Annotated in this window: 15 protein-coding genes; 3 read left to right on the forward strand and 12 right to left on the reverse strand. The window is 63.1% G+C overall.

Annotated features, from left to right (window positions below):
- Nucleotides 1-8 precede the first annotated feature (8 nt).
- The 12 genes from exeN to exeC form a co-directional block, all read right to left on the reverse strand.
- On the reverse strand, nt 9-767 hold the full coding sequence (gene exeN, locus AAHB08_RS17360) for a GspN family type II secretion system protein ExeN (RefSeq protein WP_342059625.1): 759 nt from the start codon (nt 765-767) through the stop codon (nt 9-11).
- Between the two features lie 97 nt (nt 768-864).
- On the reverse strand, nt 865-1,356 hold the full coding sequence (exeM, locus tag AAHB08_RS17365) for a GspM family type II secretion system protein ExeM (protein WP_106885752.1): 492 nt from the start codon (nt 1,354-1,356) through the stop codon (nt 865-867).
- The gene (gene exeL, locus AAHB08_RS17370; RefSeq protein WP_202047261.1) at nt 1,353-2,537 is read right to left on the reverse strand and encodes a GspL family type II secretion system protein ExeL; all 1,185 of its coding nucleotides are present in this window, start codon (nt 2,535-2,537) and stop codon (nt 1,353-1,355) included. Before exeL ends, exeM begins: the two co-directional genes overlap by 4 nt.
- Before the next feature lie 114 nt (nt 2,538-2,651).
- Nucleotides 2,652-3,677, reverse strand: coding sequence for a GspK family T2SS minor pseudopilin variant ExeK (gene exeK, locus AAHB08_RS17375; protein WP_342059626.1), 1,026 nt, complete (start codon nt 3,675-3,677; stop codon nt 2,652-2,654).
- 89 nt (nt 3,678-3,766) lie between these two features.
- Complete coding sequence (gene exeJ, locus AAHB08_RS17380) at nt 3,767-4,411, reverse strand: GspJ family T2SS minor pseudopilin variant ExeJ (RefSeq protein ID WP_342059627.1); 645 nt, start codon at nt 4,409-4,411, stop codon at nt 3,767-3,769.
- A gap of 149 nt (nt 4,412-4,560) precedes the next feature.
- Entirely contained in the window at nt 4,561-4,974 is a 414-nt protein-coding gene (gene gspI / locus AAHB08_RS17385; protein ID WP_429108488.1) for a type II secretion system minor pseudopilin GspI, read from the reverse strand.
- The gene (exeH, locus tag AAHB08_RS17390) at nt 4,971-5,534 is read right to left on the reverse strand and encodes a GspH family T2SS minor pseudopilin variant ExeH (protein ID WP_342059628.1); all 564 of its coding nucleotides are present in this window, start codon (nt 5,532-5,534) and stop codon (nt 4,971-4,973) included. Before exeH ends, gspI begins: the two co-directional genes overlap by 4 nt.
- Nucleotides 5,535-5,578: 44 nt before the next feature.
- Nucleotides 5,579-6,010, reverse strand: coding sequence for a GspG family T2SS major pseudopilin variant ExeG (exeG, locus tag AAHB08_RS17395; protein ID WP_202047265.1), 432 nt, complete (start codon nt 6,008-6,010; stop codon nt 5,579-5,581).
- Nucleotides 6,011-6,242: 232 nt separating this feature from the next.
- Nucleotides 6,243-7,463, reverse strand: a complete 1,221-nt coding sequence (exeF, locus tag AAHB08_RS17400) for a GspF family T2SS innner membrane protein variant ExeF (RefSeq protein WP_025328343.1) — start codon at nt 7,461-7,463, stop codon at nt 6,243-6,245.
- A gap of 1 nt (nt 7,464) precedes the next feature.
- The gene (gene exeE, locus AAHB08_RS17405) at nt 7,465-8,970 is read right to left on the reverse strand and encodes a GspE family T2SS ATPase variant ExeE (protein ID WP_342059629.1); all 1,506 of its coding nucleotides are present in this window, start codon (nt 8,968-8,970) and stop codon (nt 7,465-7,467) included.
- Nucleotides 8,970-11,024 (reverse strand): GspD family T2SS secretin variant ExeD, encoded by a 2,055-nt coding sequence (gene exeD / locus AAHB08_RS17410; RefSeq protein WP_202047267.1) that lies wholly within the window; start codon nt 11,022-11,024, stop codon nt 8,970-8,972. Before exeD ends, exeE begins: the two co-directional genes overlap by 1 nt.
- A gap of 21 nt (nt 11,025-11,045) precedes the next feature.
- Nucleotides 11,046-11,897: a GspC family type II secretion system variant ExeC gene (gene exeC, locus AAHB08_RS17415; RefSeq protein ID WP_330847517.1), complete on the reverse strand. Its 852-nt coding sequence runs from the start codon at nt 11,895-11,897 to the stop codon at nt 11,046-11,048.
- Nucleotides 11,898-12,114: 217 nt separating this feature from the next.
- On the opposite strand from exeC, the gene hslR reads away from it, so the two are divergent.
- From hslR to pckA, 3 genes are all read left to right on the forward strand, one after another.
- Nucleotides 12,115-12,513 (forward strand): ribosome-associated heat shock protein Hsp15, encoded by a 399-nt coding sequence (gene hslR / locus AAHB08_RS17420; RefSeq protein WP_342059630.1) that lies wholly within the window; start codon nt 12,115-12,117, stop codon nt 12,511-12,513.
- 105 nt (nt 12,514-12,618) lie between these two features.
- A complete protein-coding gene (hslO, locus tag AAHB08_RS17425; protein ID WP_202047270.1) occupies nt 12,619-13,503 on the forward strand; it encodes an Hsp33 family molecular chaperone HslO in 885 nt (294 codons plus the stop codon).
- Between the two features lie 149 nt (nt 13,504-13,652).
- Complete coding sequence (gene pckA, locus AAHB08_RS17430; protein WP_139433939.1) at nt 13,653-15,278, forward strand: phosphoenolpyruvate carboxykinase (ATP); 1,626 nt, start codon at nt 13,653-13,655, stop codon at nt 15,276-15,278.
- The last annotated feature ends 95 nt before the right edge of the window (nt 15,279-15,373 follow it).

Below are 15,373 nucleotides of genomic sequence, written 5' to 3' on the forward strand. Positions count from 1 at the left end.
GGATGGCGTTAGATCCGGCCCTGATAGCGCAGCGGGAAGCGGCCCTGACCGTCGGGTTGACCGAGGAAGTGCAGCCCCTGCTTCATCTGATCCGGCAGCTCGGGCCCAGGCTTGAGGGTGCCCTGGAACAGATACTGGCGATTGGCCTGCAACTCCAGCTTGCCCTGCACCTGCACCGCCTCGGAGCCCTGCTTGAGCTCGGCCACCAGACGGGAGTCGAGACAGGTCAGCTTGAGCTCGGGATCCCCCAGCAGCAGCTTGCCCGCCGGGGTGTCGGCCTCGGCGCCGTACCAGTTGAGGTTGCCATAAAGCTCCTCACACCAGGGCTTGCCCTGGGCGAACTGATCGACCTTCAGTTGCAGCTGACCCGCCGTCGTCAGGGGGAAGGGCAGGCGCGTGGGCACCCGCGCCAGCACCCAGGGAGCGGGGGCGTTGAGGGTGATGTCACGACCGAAGGCAGCGCCATTCCAGCCGATCACTCCCTGACCGTTGAGGCCGGCGCGATCGCCGAAACGCACCGACACCTCGGGCGCCAGGCGCAGCAGGGACCAGCCGTCGAGATCCCAGCGCAGCTGGGTCAGGGACTCGCTGGCATATTGCAGCCGGGCAATCTGGCCGCTCCAGAGGGTGCCGCTCACCCCTTCCAGCTGCACCAGGTTGGGGGGCAGCGGCAGATGGCGCACCACCAGAGTGGCTGGCAACCTCACCAGCAGGAAACCGAGATAGGCCACCAGAAACAGGGTGGCGATCAGGACTTTTTGTTTCATAGAACAGGACTCGACTGCAAGGATCCGGCCCGGGCCAAGCCAGGAGCCAACATTGAGCGCCATGCCAAAAACCGGGCGGCGCCCATTACGCTTGGTGTCATTGGGGGCGGCTCAACTGCAAGCGCCTGACCTTGACCAGGCCGGGAGCCAGCCCCTCCCGGGCCACCTCGATGATCTGCACCTGGACGCCGTACTGATCGGAGAGGGTCGCGAGCCAGAGCAGCAGATCCTCGAACGGGACAGTGTCTATCCACACCTGCAACTCCTGCCCCTGGGGTTGCAGCCTGGCTATCTTGATCTTCTGGTTGAAGGCGGTGCGGTTCACCACCCCGTCCAGGGTGCCGCTGGTGTCGATCTGGCGGCCTTGGCCCCCCTGCATCGCCAGCACCTCCTGCCCCTTCTCTTTCAACCAGGCGAGCGTCTGCTGCTGGTTGGCCACCTGCCGCTGCCGCTCGTCGATGCGATTGGCGACGGGCTGCCAGATGACCCAGTAGCAGAGCCCGATCAGCAGGGCACAACCCCCCACCGCCACCAGCCGCTGTTCGCGGGGGCTGATGCCACGCCACCAGCCTTGCAGTTTGTCCATCATGATGATTTCCCCTTCAGCACCAGCGCCCCTTCCACCTTGCCCTCATGGCTTCGCACCTCACCCTGCTGCACCTCGAAGCGCTTGCCCGCCAACTCGCGAAAACGCTCTATCTCGGTGAAACCGGGGGCCGTGACCTGCAACCTGAGCTCGCCCCTGGCCGCGTCGAAACGCATCACTTCGGGCTTGAGACCGGGCACCTCGGCAAACACAGGCGCCAGCTCGGTCAGTAGCAGCAGAACCCCACCCTGCGGGGCCTGCCCCAGGGACTTGAGGTGCTGGCTCATCTGGCTGCGGACGTTGACGATCCGGGTCTCCCCCGGGAAGATCCGGGTATAGACCTGCCGGATCTCCGCCTTGAGGGCCTTGTCCTGCTCCGTCAGTTGATAGAGCTGTACCCCGCGCTGGGCCAGGGCCACCAGCAGCAGTATCCCCGCCAGCACCGCCACCTTGCGCCACTGCAGCCAGTAGCGGCCGTATTCGGTCTGGGGTCGATAGGGCCCCTGCAACAGGTTCGCCTGGCAAGCGATCGCCCCTTTCGCCAGCAGCAGCATGGGCAGCTCGGGATCCGCCGCCTGCCAGTTGGCGGCCGCGATGGCGGGAGCCGGGGTATGGCTATGGATGGTGACGGGTTCGGGCTGGGCCGCCAGCAGCATGGCCAGCAGCGGCTCGTCGGCGACTATCCCCTGGACTGGGCCCTGGCGGATCAGCCACTCGGCGCCGAGTTGCAGGGCAGACCACCCCTCGGCGGCGGGCGGCAGGGCCAGCACGTCCGGCAGCAGTTGCAGGGTCTTGAGCCCCGCCTGCTGCAGCCACGCCAGCCACGCCTGCATCTTCCCCTTGTCCACCGCCATCAGATCCACGTCCTGCCCCTGATGAGCCAGCACCACCAGATGCAGCTCGTCCACGTCGGAGGCGATCTGCTCCTCGAGCAGATAGGGCAAGGCCGCCGCGGCCTGACGGCTGTACTTGCCCGGCAGTCTGACCCGCCGGAAGATGAGATCGCTGCCGGGCACCAGGGTCACCACGGGGCGGCCACCGGCACGCTCCTGCAGCTCACCCAGGGCATGGGCCGAGGCCAGGGTGCCGGAGGCGATGATCTCCTGCTCCTGCGTCGACCACACCAGCCAATGCACCGGCTGCTGCGCATTGGTCCCCAGACGAATGACCAGACTCTCGCTCACAAATGATTCTCCTGCCATGCCCGCCAGCATCCTCGTCGATGGGCGGGCCGCAGCCATCGGCTGCAGTCCAGATTAGGGGCGGGACAGACAGGCCAGAGGCCGGCCATCTCCCTGTTATTCTGCACCGTCGTTCAGACGGCGCAACATCACCAGCTTGTTGTCCTTGCCGCGCTGGAAGACGGTCTCCAGCCGGGCCCGCACATCACCCACCTCGGCCAGCAGACGGGCCTCGAAGAAGCTGCTCTTGATGTCCAGCGCGCCGTCCAGCCCCGTGATGCTGCCCGGCTGCACCGACAGCTCATCCGTCATCTCCTTCTTCTCCTTCCACCCCTTCTTGGGGCGGTTGGTCAGCACCCGTTTGGCGTCGTCCAGCCCTATCTTGCCCTGATAGAGCCCCACCAGCAGGGCCGCCTGCTCCGGCTTGATAGTGTTGATGTTCACCACCAGCTTGTCGCTTGGCAGGGTGCACACATAGGGGGCCAGCCGGGCGTAGAGCTCGCTGCTCACCCCACGCACGGCCCGCAATTCGTCCGTTCCCAGCAGCCACTGGTTCGCCACCAGATAGGGGGGATTGAGCCCCTCGTAATAGGCATCCTCGGCCCCGTTGCTCGAGACCAGCTGGGTATCCTTGTCGGTCCAGTCGCGGATGGCGTCGGTGAGCTGCACCGCCTCGTACTCATCCACCTCCAGCGCCTCGAGCAGCGCCCGGAACGCCTTGAACTGATAGGGCTGCGCATCGAGATCATCGCCGCTCTCCCCCTCTTTCAGGGCCAGGCTCAGGCTGTTGAGGTTGAAGCAGGATTGCAGATCCCGCACCCGCCCGGACAGGGTGCCGTCGTCCACCGGGAAGACGGCATCCTGCCGTGCCCAGTTCTGGCCCAGGTTGACCACATCGGGGTCATCCTTGAAGTCCTGGTTGAGCACCTTGATCACCAGTGCCTCCGCCGACATGGCATACCACCAGGCCTGCTTGCCAGCAGTGAGGTTGCTGGTCCGGCGCAGCTCCAGCTGCAACCGGCCGCTCATGTTGCTGGCGATGATCACCATCACCGACAGAATAAGCAGCACCACCAGCAGGGCCATGCCCCCTTGCCGGCCGGGTGTGGTACGGAATGGGCCCCGGCTGCGCTTAATTGCCATTTTCAGCCCTCTGACCACCGGCTCCTATCAGGAACTGGCGACGGCCAAGGGTACCGTCATCTTCCATGACGGACAGGGAAAAACGACGATCAATTACCATTTTCAGCCCTCTGGCCACCGGCTCCAATCAGGAACTGACGGCGAATGGTGCCGTAATCCGCCAGATCCAGCTCCACCGCCAGCCCATAGGGCAGCAGGTCGCGCTGGGTCCACTCCTCCTTCCACGCGCCCTTGTCGTAGAAATAGAGCCGCAGGGCCGTCACCCCGGCCAGCACGGGCTGAATCCGCGGCTCGGTGCCGATCGCGGGATCCGGGTAGAGGTAGCTCAGCCGCTCTAGGGTCTGCTCCTTGAGTCGCCAGCCTACCCGCTGCAAGCCGGAACGCGGCAGCATGCCGTCCGGATTGAGCCAGCCGCCACGGATGAAGGCCATGCCCCAGTCATCGCTCTGCTGGCCGAAGCGGGAGGCCGCCAGCAGCACCTTGTTGTTCTCGCCATCGATGCGGCCGCTGCGCGGCACCATCTGGGTGATGTCCCGCTCCAGCAGGTTGAAGGCGAGCTGCAGTTCGGAGAGGCGAACCTCCTTGCGCTTGGCCACCTCGTCGCTGGTGAGCACCCCCTGCAGCACCTGATAGGCCCCCATGCTGAGGCTGGCGAAGATGGCGATGGCCACCAGCATCTCAAGCAGGGTAAAGCCGGCCTGGCGGACAGCGCGCCGGCCTGAGGTCACCGACATGGGCGATGGCCGCAGCAACCTCTCAAGCAGGGTAAAGCCAGCCTGGCGGACAGCGCGTCGGCCTGAGGTCACCGACATGGGCGATGGCCGCAGCAACCTCTCACGCAGAGTAAAACCACGGTGGCGGGAAAGGCGGGTGTTGCTCTGGATCATCGGCTGATATAGGTCCGCATCATGGCCACCGGGCTCTCTGCCTTGGGCGCGGTGCGCACCTCCACGTCCAGGGCCTTGAAGTTGTTGTCGCTGGTGGCGACGCCACGATAGCGCCAGTACCAGGTCTGTCCGGCCATCTCCTCGTCCCCTTCCACCCAGCTGTCTCCCGGCCACTTGCCCTCTAGCTTTTGCTGCACCAGCCGGTTTTCCACCACCCAGGTCGCCAGGGTCTTCTGCTCCAGGTAGTTGAGGCCGGAGAGATGCTCGCTGGCGGTCTTCATCACGGCAAGGCCGGCGATGGCGAACACCGCCAGCGCCACCATGACCTCCAGCAGCGTCATGCCGCGCGCCCTGGCGGGCCCGCCCGTGACGCGGCGAACTCGCTCGCCACCTGCGCTCCTGCCCGTCACTCTTCTTCCTCTTCGTCTTCTTGCAGGAAGAGGCGACCGAACTCGTCCCCCTTCAGGGTGCGCAGGTAGCTCAGATCCTCGTCCTGCTGGCTCAGGGTCAGCACGAAGGGGGTGAGCTCCCCCCCCGGAAAGATGAAGATCTGGGGCGTGCGCTCCTTCTCGTCGCGGCCCTGCTCGCTCTTCTCATCCGACTCGGTGCGCCAGCTGAAACCCTCCAGCTCGACGGCCAGGGTGATCCCCTCCGGCAGTTGCACCGGCCCCAGCAGCTTGTCCCCGGTCAGTGCCTGCCACTTGCGATCCTTGGGATTGCGGGACATAAACTGCCAGCCGTTCTCCTCGACTCTCAATCCCAGCAGCCGGCCATCCATCACCGAATACTCCTGCGCCTGTTGCAGGGTCGCCATGAGGCGACGCGCCTGCTTGTCCAGCTCCCTGTCCCCCCGGGCGCCCCCCATGCTGAGGACGACGGCGGTGGCCACCAGCCCCATCAACATGGCGACCAGCAAGACCTCCAGCAGAGTAAAGCCAGTCTGACGACGAGCAGATGGCGCAGCCCTCATTCAGGCTGCTCCAGCAAGGCGGAGCAAACGGGGCGGCAAATCACTTACTGGAAGTCCTTCAGGTTCCAGTTGCCGATGTCGTCATCTGTCCCGGCTTCGCCGTCCAGCCCCATGCTGAAGATGTCGATCTTGCCGAACTGGCCCGGGCTCAGCAGCTGGTACTGGTTGCCCCAGGGATCCTGCGGCAGGCGCTTGATGTAGCCCCCGTCCCGGTAGCTGCGCGGCTCGGGTGACGCTGTCGGCTTGTTGACCAGGGCATCCAGACCCTGCTCTGTGGTCGGGTAGCGGTTGTTGTCCAGCTTGTACATGTCGAGGGCATTTTCCAGCGCCACTATGTCGGAGACCGCTTTCTGCTGATCCGCCTTCTCCTTGTTGCCCATCAGGTTGGGCACCACCAGGCTGGCCAGGATCCCCAGGATCACGATGACCACCATGACTTCCAGCAGGGTGAAACCCGATTGACGACGCTTTTGCATGACTACAGCTCCTAACGAATTGAGATGGCATGAGCCATCAGAGATTGATTGTTGAACCGCGCTCGTCCGATTACGCCGCCGTGCGGCTAATCGAACCTGCGAGATCGACTGGCTTTGCAGGTTCGAATAGGGTCGCGTATTCGGACATCCGAACCTCACTCACAAATTGACCATGCTGTTCAGTTCGAGCGAGTTGACCGCAGGATCGACCGACGTCACCCGCACGCCAGCATCATAAATTCACCATATTGTTGAGCTCGAGGATCGGCTGCAGGATCGACATCACGATAAACAGCACCACCCCGGCCATGGAGACCACCAGCATGGGCTCGAACACCCCGAGGGCGATGTTCACCTGGGTTTCGAACTCCCTGTCCTGGTTGTCCGCCGCCCGCTCCAGCATGCTGTCGAGCTCGCCGCTCTGCTCGCCGGAGGCGATCATGTGCAGCATCATGGGCGGGAAAATCTTGGTTTCATCCAGCGCCTTGCGCAGGCTGGTCCCCTCGCGCACCCGCTCGGTGGCCTCACCGATGCGGTGGCGGGCAAAGTCGTTGGAGAGCACCTCCCCCGAGATCTTCATCCCCTCCAGCAGCGGCACCGCGCTGGCGTTGAGGATGCTCAGGGTGCGGGCGAAACGGGCGGTGTTGAGGCCCCGGCTGACCCGGCCGATGACCGGCAGGCGCAGCACCACCTGATGCCAGTGGCGGCGCCGTCCGGCATCCGTGAGCCACCAGCGCCAGACAAACCCACCCACCAGCAGCAGCAACAGGAACCAGAGGCCATAGTGCTGCATCAGCTCGCTGGTGCCGATGAGAAAGCGGGTGGTGGCGGGCAGTTGCTGGCCCATGTGTTCGAACTGGGCCACCACCTTGGGCACCACGGCGGTGAGCAGTATGGAGATGACGCCCACGGCCACCAGGGTGAGGACTATGGGGTAGATCATCGCCTGCAGCAGCTTGGTGCGCATGTGCTGGCGCTGCTCGGTGTAGTCGGCGAGGCGGTTGAGCACCTTCTCCAGGTGACCGGACTTCTCGCCGGCCGCCACCATGGAGCGAAACAGCTGATCGAACACATGGGGGAAGGCGCCGAGCGAATCGGCCAGGGAGTAACCTTCTACGACCTTGCTGCGCACCGTGGCCACCAGGCTGCGCAGGTGGGCCTTCTCGCACTGCTCGGCCACCGCCTTGAGGGCCTCTTCTATGGTCAACCCGGCCCCCACCAGGGTCGCCAGCTGGCGGGTGATGAGGGCCAGCTCCGAGGTGGAGGCACCGCGGCGAAACAGCACGAAGCGATTGGCCTCCCGCTTCGCCTTCTCGGTGGTCTCGTTCACCTCGAGGGGGGTCAGCCCCTGCTCACGCAGCAGCTGGCGCACCTGACGGGCGGAGTCCCCCTCCATCACCCCGGACTTCTGTCTGCCCCTGGGGTCGAGGGCCTTGTATTCGAACGCAGCCATCCTAGTCTTCCCGGGTCACGCGCAGCACCTCTTCGAGGCTGGTCTGCCCCTGGAGCACCTTGTCGATGCCGTCGCGGCGTATGCTGGGGGTATGGCCCCGGATCAGCCGCTCGATGGCGAGCTCGCCGCTGGCGCTGTGAATCGCCTCGCGCACCGCCTCGTCCACCACCACCAGCTCGTGGATGCCAGTCCGGCCACGATAGCCGGTGTGGTTGCACTGCTCGCAGCCCACGGGGCGCCAGATCTGCTGATCCGGCGGAAGATCCAGCCCCATGGCGAGGCGCTCCTGCTCGGTGATCGGGTGCGCGGTACGGCAATCCAGGCAGAGGGTTCGCACCAGCCGCTGGGCCAGCACCGCCAGCAGGGACGAGGAGAGCAGGAAGGGCTCTATCCCCATGTCCCGCATCCGGGTGATGGCGCCGATGGCGGTGTTGGTGTGCAGGGTCGACATCACCAGGTGGCCGGTCAGCGACGCCTGCACCGCGATCTGGGCGGTTTCGAGGTCACGGATTTCCCCTACCATCACCACGTCCGGATCCTGACGCAGTATGGCGCGCAGGCCCCGGGCGAAGGTCATGTCCACCTTGGTGTTGACCTGGGTCTGGCCGACCCCTTCCAGGTCATATTCGATGGGATCTTCCACCGTGAGAATGTTGCGATCCCGGGAGTTGATCTCGGAGAGCGCAGCATACAGGGTGGTGGACTTGCCCGAGCCGGTCGGGCCCGTCACCAATATGATGCCGTGGGGCTTGCGGATGAGATCGCTGATGATGTTGCGATTGGCCAGCGTCATGCCGAGCTGCTTGAGCTCGAGGCGCACGTTGTTCTTGTCGAGCAGTCGCAGCACCACCCGCTCGCCGTAGCTTGACGGCATGGTGGAGACCCGCACGTCGACGGCGCGGCCGCCGATGCGCAATGAGATGCGGCCATCCTGGGGTACCCGCTTCTCGGCAATGTCCATGCGGGACATGACCTTGATGCGCGACACCAGCAGGGAGGCGAGCTTGCGATGGGGGCGCAGGATCTCCCGCAGCACCCCATCGATGCGGAAGCGGATCACCAGGGCCCGCTCGAAGGTCTCGATGTGGATGTCGGACGCCTCTTCCTTGATCGCCTCGCTCAGCATGGCGTTGATGAGGCGGATGATGGGGGCGTCGTCGTCGGCGTCCAACAGATCCTCGCTCTGGGGCAGCTCTTCGGCCAGGGCGAAGAAGTCCATCTCGTTGCCGAGATCCTCCATCAGCTGGCGCGCCTCGGAGGAGTCGCGCTGGTAGTGGGCCATCAGCAGCGTCTCGAACTCGTCATGACCCAGCGGCTCCACCACGAAGGAACACCCCGCCACCCGGCGCACCTCCAGCAGGGTCTGCGGCGCCACATCCTGGCGACAGAGCAGCACGGGGGCCCCCTGACGCTCGGTCAGGATCACCCCGAAGTTGCGGGCGAAGGCAAACGGCAGTTCCGGCAAGGGGGCCGGCAGCTCGCTGCCATCGAGCTGGTAGGCGGCCATCAGGGCTTGCTCTGCACGAACGGCTGTTGCACCGGTTGTTGCACTATGGGTCTCACCACAGTGGTCGACTGCTGCTGGGCCTTCATCAGTTCAATCTGCTTCTGTACCTCGGGGGAGAGCATCACGTCCTGACCATAGGCCGGCAGCACCTGACGGGGCGGCGAGGTGGCGTACCCCTCCTCGGCCGCCAGGTTCAACTGTTCGGCACGGAACAGGGTGTACTTGTTGCTGGAGACCCCGGAATAGACGTTGGCATCGCGCAATATGGTCGGCCGGATGAAGACCATCAGGTTGCGCTTGGCGGTGGTGTTGGAGGTGGAGCGGAACAGGTAGCCCAGCACCGGGATATCCCCCAATATTGGCACCTTGGAGACCTGCTCCTTGGTCTGCTCGTCCATCAGGCCGCCCAGCACCACTGTCTCGCCGCTCTTCACCAGGACGGCGTTCTTGACGGTACGGGTGTCGAAGGTGGGGCCCAGGTTGGCGGTACCCGTCGCCTGGGTCTGGGCTACGCTGGAGACCTCCTGCTCGATGTTGAGCAGCACCGAATCCCCTTCGTTGATCTGGGGCGTTACCACCAGCTTGGTGCCCACCGTCTTGCGCTCTATGGTGTTGAACACCTGGTCGCTGGTGGTGGAGCTCTGGGAGCCGCTCTGCACCGGCACTTCCTGGCCGACGTTGAAGGAGGCTTCCTTGTTGTCCATGGTGACTATGCTCGGGGTCGAGAGGATGTCGTTCTTGGTGTTGGTGGAGAGCGCCGTCACCAGCATGGCCCAGTCCCCCTTGTAGAAACCGGCCGCCATGCCGCTGAAATCACCGAGCAGGTTTTCGAGCCCGTCGGTGTTGCCGTTGTCCTTGTAATCCTTGCCCGCGATGATGGCGGGTCCGATGGGCAGACCGGTATTGGTGAACTGGGTGCCGCCGCCATTGGCGTTGCCCCACTGCACCCCGAGGTTGAGGCCGTCACCGTCCTGGATCTCGACGATGATCGCCTCCACCAGCACCTGGGCGCGGCGGATGTCGAGCTTGGCGATGACCTGCTCCAGCTCGGCCATGACGTCCGGCTGGGCGGTGATCACCAGGGCGTTGGTGGTCTCGTCGGCGGAGATGGCAAGCTGGCCGCCACCTATGCTGGCACCGCCGCCGGTGGCTGCACCACCCTTCTTGTCCGCCTCGATACTGGAGCTGACGCCCTTGAGCACGTCCACCAGATCCTTGGCCTTGCCATATTTGAGGTAGAAGACCCGAGTATTGCCCTGGCTCTGCAGGTCTCGGTCGAGCTGGCGCACCATCTGGATGATGCGGGCGCGGGCCTTGGGCTCACCGCTGATCACCACGGAGTTGGTGCGCTCGTCGGCCACCACCTTGGGAGAGAGCAGCAGGGAGGCGTTGGCCCCCTGGTTGTTGCCATCCTTGTTGAGGTTGGTCACCAGCCGCACCATCTCGCCGGCGGAGGCATATTTGAGCTTGATGACGTCCATCTCCTGATCGCCTGCGCGATCCACCCGGCGCACCACCTCTACCAGGCGGTTCACCACGGCGGCGCGGCCTGTGATGAGCAGCACGTTGGAGGGCTCGTAATGGACCACGTTGCCGCCGCCGGCGTTGTCGTTGAGCTGGCGCAGCAGGGGGGCGAGTTCCCGGACCGAGACGTTGCGCACCGGCACCACCCGGGTCACCATCTCGTCCCCCACGCCTGGGTTAGTGTCGTCCACCACGGGGATGGCCGAAGTCTTGGCATCCTTGGAGCGCACCACCTTGAGCACGCCGTTGTTCATGGGCACCACGGCGAAACCGTAGACGTCGAGCACGCTCAGGAAGAACTGGTAGTACTGATCCTCATTGAGCAGATCGTAACTGCGGACGTTGATCTTGCCGCGCACCGAGGGCTCTATGATGATGGTCTTGTTCAGGTTCTTGCCGACCGTGTTGATGAACTCTTCGATGTCGGCATTCTTGAAACTGGCGGAATACTCGGTGGCCCAGGCAGAGCCAGCCATCATCAAGGCTGCCGCCACTGTGGCCAGACGCCAGCCCTTCCCTTTATTTATCATTCTTGGTGTTACTCCAATTCATTATTCTGACAAGCCGACATAGACATCGTAGAGCTGTCCTTGCCGCTCGACGGTGACGGTCATTTCCGTGGCACCCGCCACTTGCTGCATCGCCTGCATGGCCTGTGCGTTATCACGCAGATCCAGGCCATTTATGCTGACCGCCAGATCGTTGGCGACCAGTCCGAGTTGATTGAACACTTCGGGATTGCTGCCCGGATTGAGGCGATAGCCGACCATGCGACCATCCACCCGGACCGGAGAAATATTGAGATAATCGGTGATCTTGCCAGGATTGCTCATCAACTCGCTGCGAACGGAGGAGAGCTCGGCCCCCTGCCGCGTCACCTTGGGCAGCGGTTTGCCGTACTCTTCCCCATCCAGCATCAGGGTCTCGTCACGGCCGTCCCGGGCGATGATGACCCTGTCGGCAAACACCTGACGGATCCTGGCCTGGGTACCGTCGATGTAATCCCCTATGCCATAGGAGTTCTGCAGGCCGTTGTGGGCGATGATGGCGATGGACTTGCTTGGTTCTGTACTGGCCAACACCCCGTTGAGCTGGGCATTGAGCTGGGTCTTGGGGGCATCGATCAGGGCCGCCTGGGCCACCTTGTCGGCCTGCGGCTGCTGCGCCTTGCCAAACAGGGAGAGCCGGCTGAGGTTGGCGAGATCGAGGCGGGCAGGTCCGGCGCCCTGACCCGGAGTGACCGCAGGCTGCCAGGGCAGAGGTCGGGGGGACTGGGTGAGATCGAACAGACGCCAGGTGAGCACGGCGCACTGCTGGGCCAGCAACAGCAGAAGCAGCCAGAACAGAGGCTGGCTGAAACGGGAGAGTGGCACTGTCTTGCAGCGAGCCAGAAGGGAGCCCAACAAGTCATCCCTGAACGGTAGCGTCATGTTTATCAATATATTCTGGCATCCAAATCGTTTAGCTATTGTGTACGGCAATGGACCCAGAGACAACCGACCGGATGGGATGAAGCTGTGAAAATTCAGATTCCGTCACACCCCGCTTCCCCCTGTTTCTATCCCGGGCCCTGCCTCTGGTATAATCAGGCTCCCTTTTCAGCCATCCCGGAGCCGATCCATGTCGAATCCAGCACAAAGCAGCACTCAGGTCCGCCTCGACAAGTGGCTGTGGGCGGCACGCTTCTACAAGACCCGCAGCCTGGCGCGGGATCAGATCGACGGCGGCAAGGTGCATTATAACGGCCAGCGCAGCAAACCGGGCAAGGCCGTCGAGGTCGGCGCCCTCGTCCGTTTCTGGCAGGGCCAGGATGAACGGGAGGTGCGGGTGCTCGAGTTGAGCGAGCAGCGCAAATCCGCCCCCCTGGCTCAGCTGCTCTATGAAGAGACCGAAGAGAGCCTGAAGAAACGGGCCCAGAACAGCGAGGCACGGCGCTTCAACAGCCAGTTCGCCCCAAGTCCGGAGCGCCGCCCCGACAAGCAGGAGCGACGCCAGCTGATCAAGGTCAAGCAATACTGACTCGCCCTTGTGGCCCCTTTATGACGACAGGTGCGGAAATTAGTTCCTAACCACCTGTTTAACAATGTATTTATCTTTTCCCCCAGAAAACCCTAGGAAAGCATGATGAGTAACCAAGATCTCCTGTATCGCTATCTGTTCGAAGAGTACGAAGTCCGGGGGGAGCTGGTCCAGCTGGATAGTACCTATCGTCACATCGTCGATGCCCAGAACTACCCGGTACAGGTACAGAAACTGCTGGGTGAACTGCTGGTCGCCACCAGCCTGCTGACCGCCACCCTCAAGTTCGAAGGCTCCATCACCGTGCAGCTGCAAGGGGATGGCCCGGTGCGTCTGGCGGTGATCAACGGCGATCACAACCAGCAACTGCGCGGCGTGGCTCGCTATGAAGGCGAACTGCCGACCGACGACAAGCTGCAGAGCCTGATTGGCAACGGCCAGCTGGTCATCACCATCACCCCTGAAGAGGGCGAGCGCTATCAGGGCATCATAGCCCTGGAGGCCGACACCCTGGCGGCCTGCCTCGAGCAGTACTTCGCCCAGTCCGAGCAACTCGCCACCAAGCTCTGGATCCGCACCGGCCACCACCAGGGCCAGCCCCGCGCCGCAGGCATACTGCTGCAGGAGCTGCCCGCCCGGAGCGAGGATCACGGCGCCGACTTCGACCACCTGATCCAGCTCACCAGCACCATCAAGGATGAAGAGCTGTTCGGTCTGGAGGCCGAAGAGATCCTCTACCGCCTCTACCATCAGGACAAGGTACGGGTGTTCGATCCCCAGGCGATCGAGTTCCGCTGCACCTGCTCCCGCGCTCGCTGCGAAGGGGCTCTGCTGCAGATAGAGAAGGAGGAGGCGGTGGCCATGGTGCAGGAGCTCGGCAAGATCGACATGCACTGCGATTACTGCGGCGCTCACTACCAATTTGATGGAATAGACATCGAAACCCTGTTCAGCGGGGCTCCCGGTAATGATGCAAACAAGTTACACTAAATAAAGGCGGGCAAAACCCGCCTTTAACTTAAATAACAAAAAAATACCCTATTTTATAAAGTTTGATGGCGATCGCTAAAAACTACCACCTAGGTGGTAGCATGGACGTCAGATAGAACCCTACACACCTCTGAACCCAGGAGAACATAATGACTATCGTGGTAGAACCCACCCTGGCCCAACAACTGAAGCTGGACCAATACGGTATCAAAAACAGCCAGGAAATCGTTCGCAACCCCTCCTATGAGCAGCTTTTCGCAGAAGAGACCCGCCCAGACCTGGAAGGATTCGAACGTGGCGTCGTCACCGAACTCGGTGCCGTCAATGTCAACACCGGCATCTTCACCGGCCGTTCCCCAAAAGATAAATATATCGTCAAGGACGGCACCACCCAGGATACTGTGTGGTGGTCTGACCAGGGTAAGAACGATAACAAGGCAATCACCCCGGAAGTGTGGTCACATCTGAAATCTCTGGTGACCAAACAGCTCTCCGGCAAGCGCCTGTTCGTGGTGGATGGCTACTGCGGCGCCAACCCTGACACCCGTCTGGCGGTACGCATCATCACAGAGGTGGCCTGGCAGGCGCACTTCGTGAAGAACATGTTCATCCGCCCGAGCGAAGAAGAACTGAAAACCTTCAAACCGGACTTCGTGGTGATGAACGGTGCCAAGTGCACCAACCCGAACTGGAAGGAGCAGGGTCTCAACTCCGAGAACTTCGTCGCCTTCAACATGACAGAGAAGATGCAACTCATCGGTGGCACCTGGTACGGTGGCGAGATGAAGAAGGGCATGTTCTCCATGATGAACTACTTCCTGCCCCTGCGCGGCATCGCCTCCATGCACTGCTCCGCCAACGTGGGCAAGGATGGGGACGTGGCCATCTTCTTCGGCCTCTCCGGTACCGGCAAGACCACCCTCTCCACCGATCCCAAGCGCCAGCTGATCGGCGATGACGAGCACGGCTGGGACGACCACGGCGTGTTCAACTTCGAAGGGGGCTGCTACGCCAAGACCATCAAGCTCTCCAAAGAGGCCGAACCGGATATCTACAACGCCATCCGTCGCGACGCGCTGCTGGAGAACGTGACGGTCGCGGCCGACGGCACCATCGACTTCGACGATGGCTCCAAGACCGAGAATACCCGGGTCTCCTACCCCATCTATCACATCGAGAACATCGTCAAGCCGGTCTCCAAGGCGGGTCATGCCAACAAGGTGATCTTCCTGACCGCCGATGCCTTCGGGGTGCTGCCTCCGGTCGCCAAGCTGACCAAGGAGCAGACCAAGTACCACTTCCTGTCTGGCTTCACCGCCAAACTGGCCGGTACCGAGCGCGGCATCACAGAGCCGACGCCGACCTTCTCCTCCTGCTTTGGCGCCGCCTTCCTCAGCCTGCACCCGACCAAGTACGGTCAGGAGCTGGTGAAGCGGATGGAAGCCTCAGGGGCGGAAGCCTACCTAGTGAACACCGGCTGGAACGGCACCGGCAAGCGCATCTCCATCAAGGACACCCGCGCCATCATCGACGCCATCCTGGATGGTTCCATCGAGCAGGCGCCGACCAAGGTGCTGCCTGTCTTCAACCTGGAAGTGCCGACCGAGCTGCCGGGCGTGAACCCGGCCATCCTCGACCCGCGCGACACCTATGCCGACCAGGCCGAGTGGGACGCCAAGGCCCAGGATCTGGCCCAGCGCTTCATCAAGAACTTCGAGCGCTTCACCGACAACGACGAAGGCAAACGCCTGGTTGCTGCGGGCCCGCAGCTGTAAGCTGCGTCCCGCCAAGGTGACAACCCCATACCGGTCAGCCCAGCTGGCCGGTATTTTTTTGGCCGATGCGCGGCATATGGATCCTGCCAAGCCTT

Origin of the sequence: Aeromonas sp. OTU364 (genome assembly GCF_038440395.1) — a bacterium.
Lineage (GTDB): Bacteria > Pseudomonadota > Gammaproteobacteria > Enterobacterales > Aeromonadaceae > Aeromonas.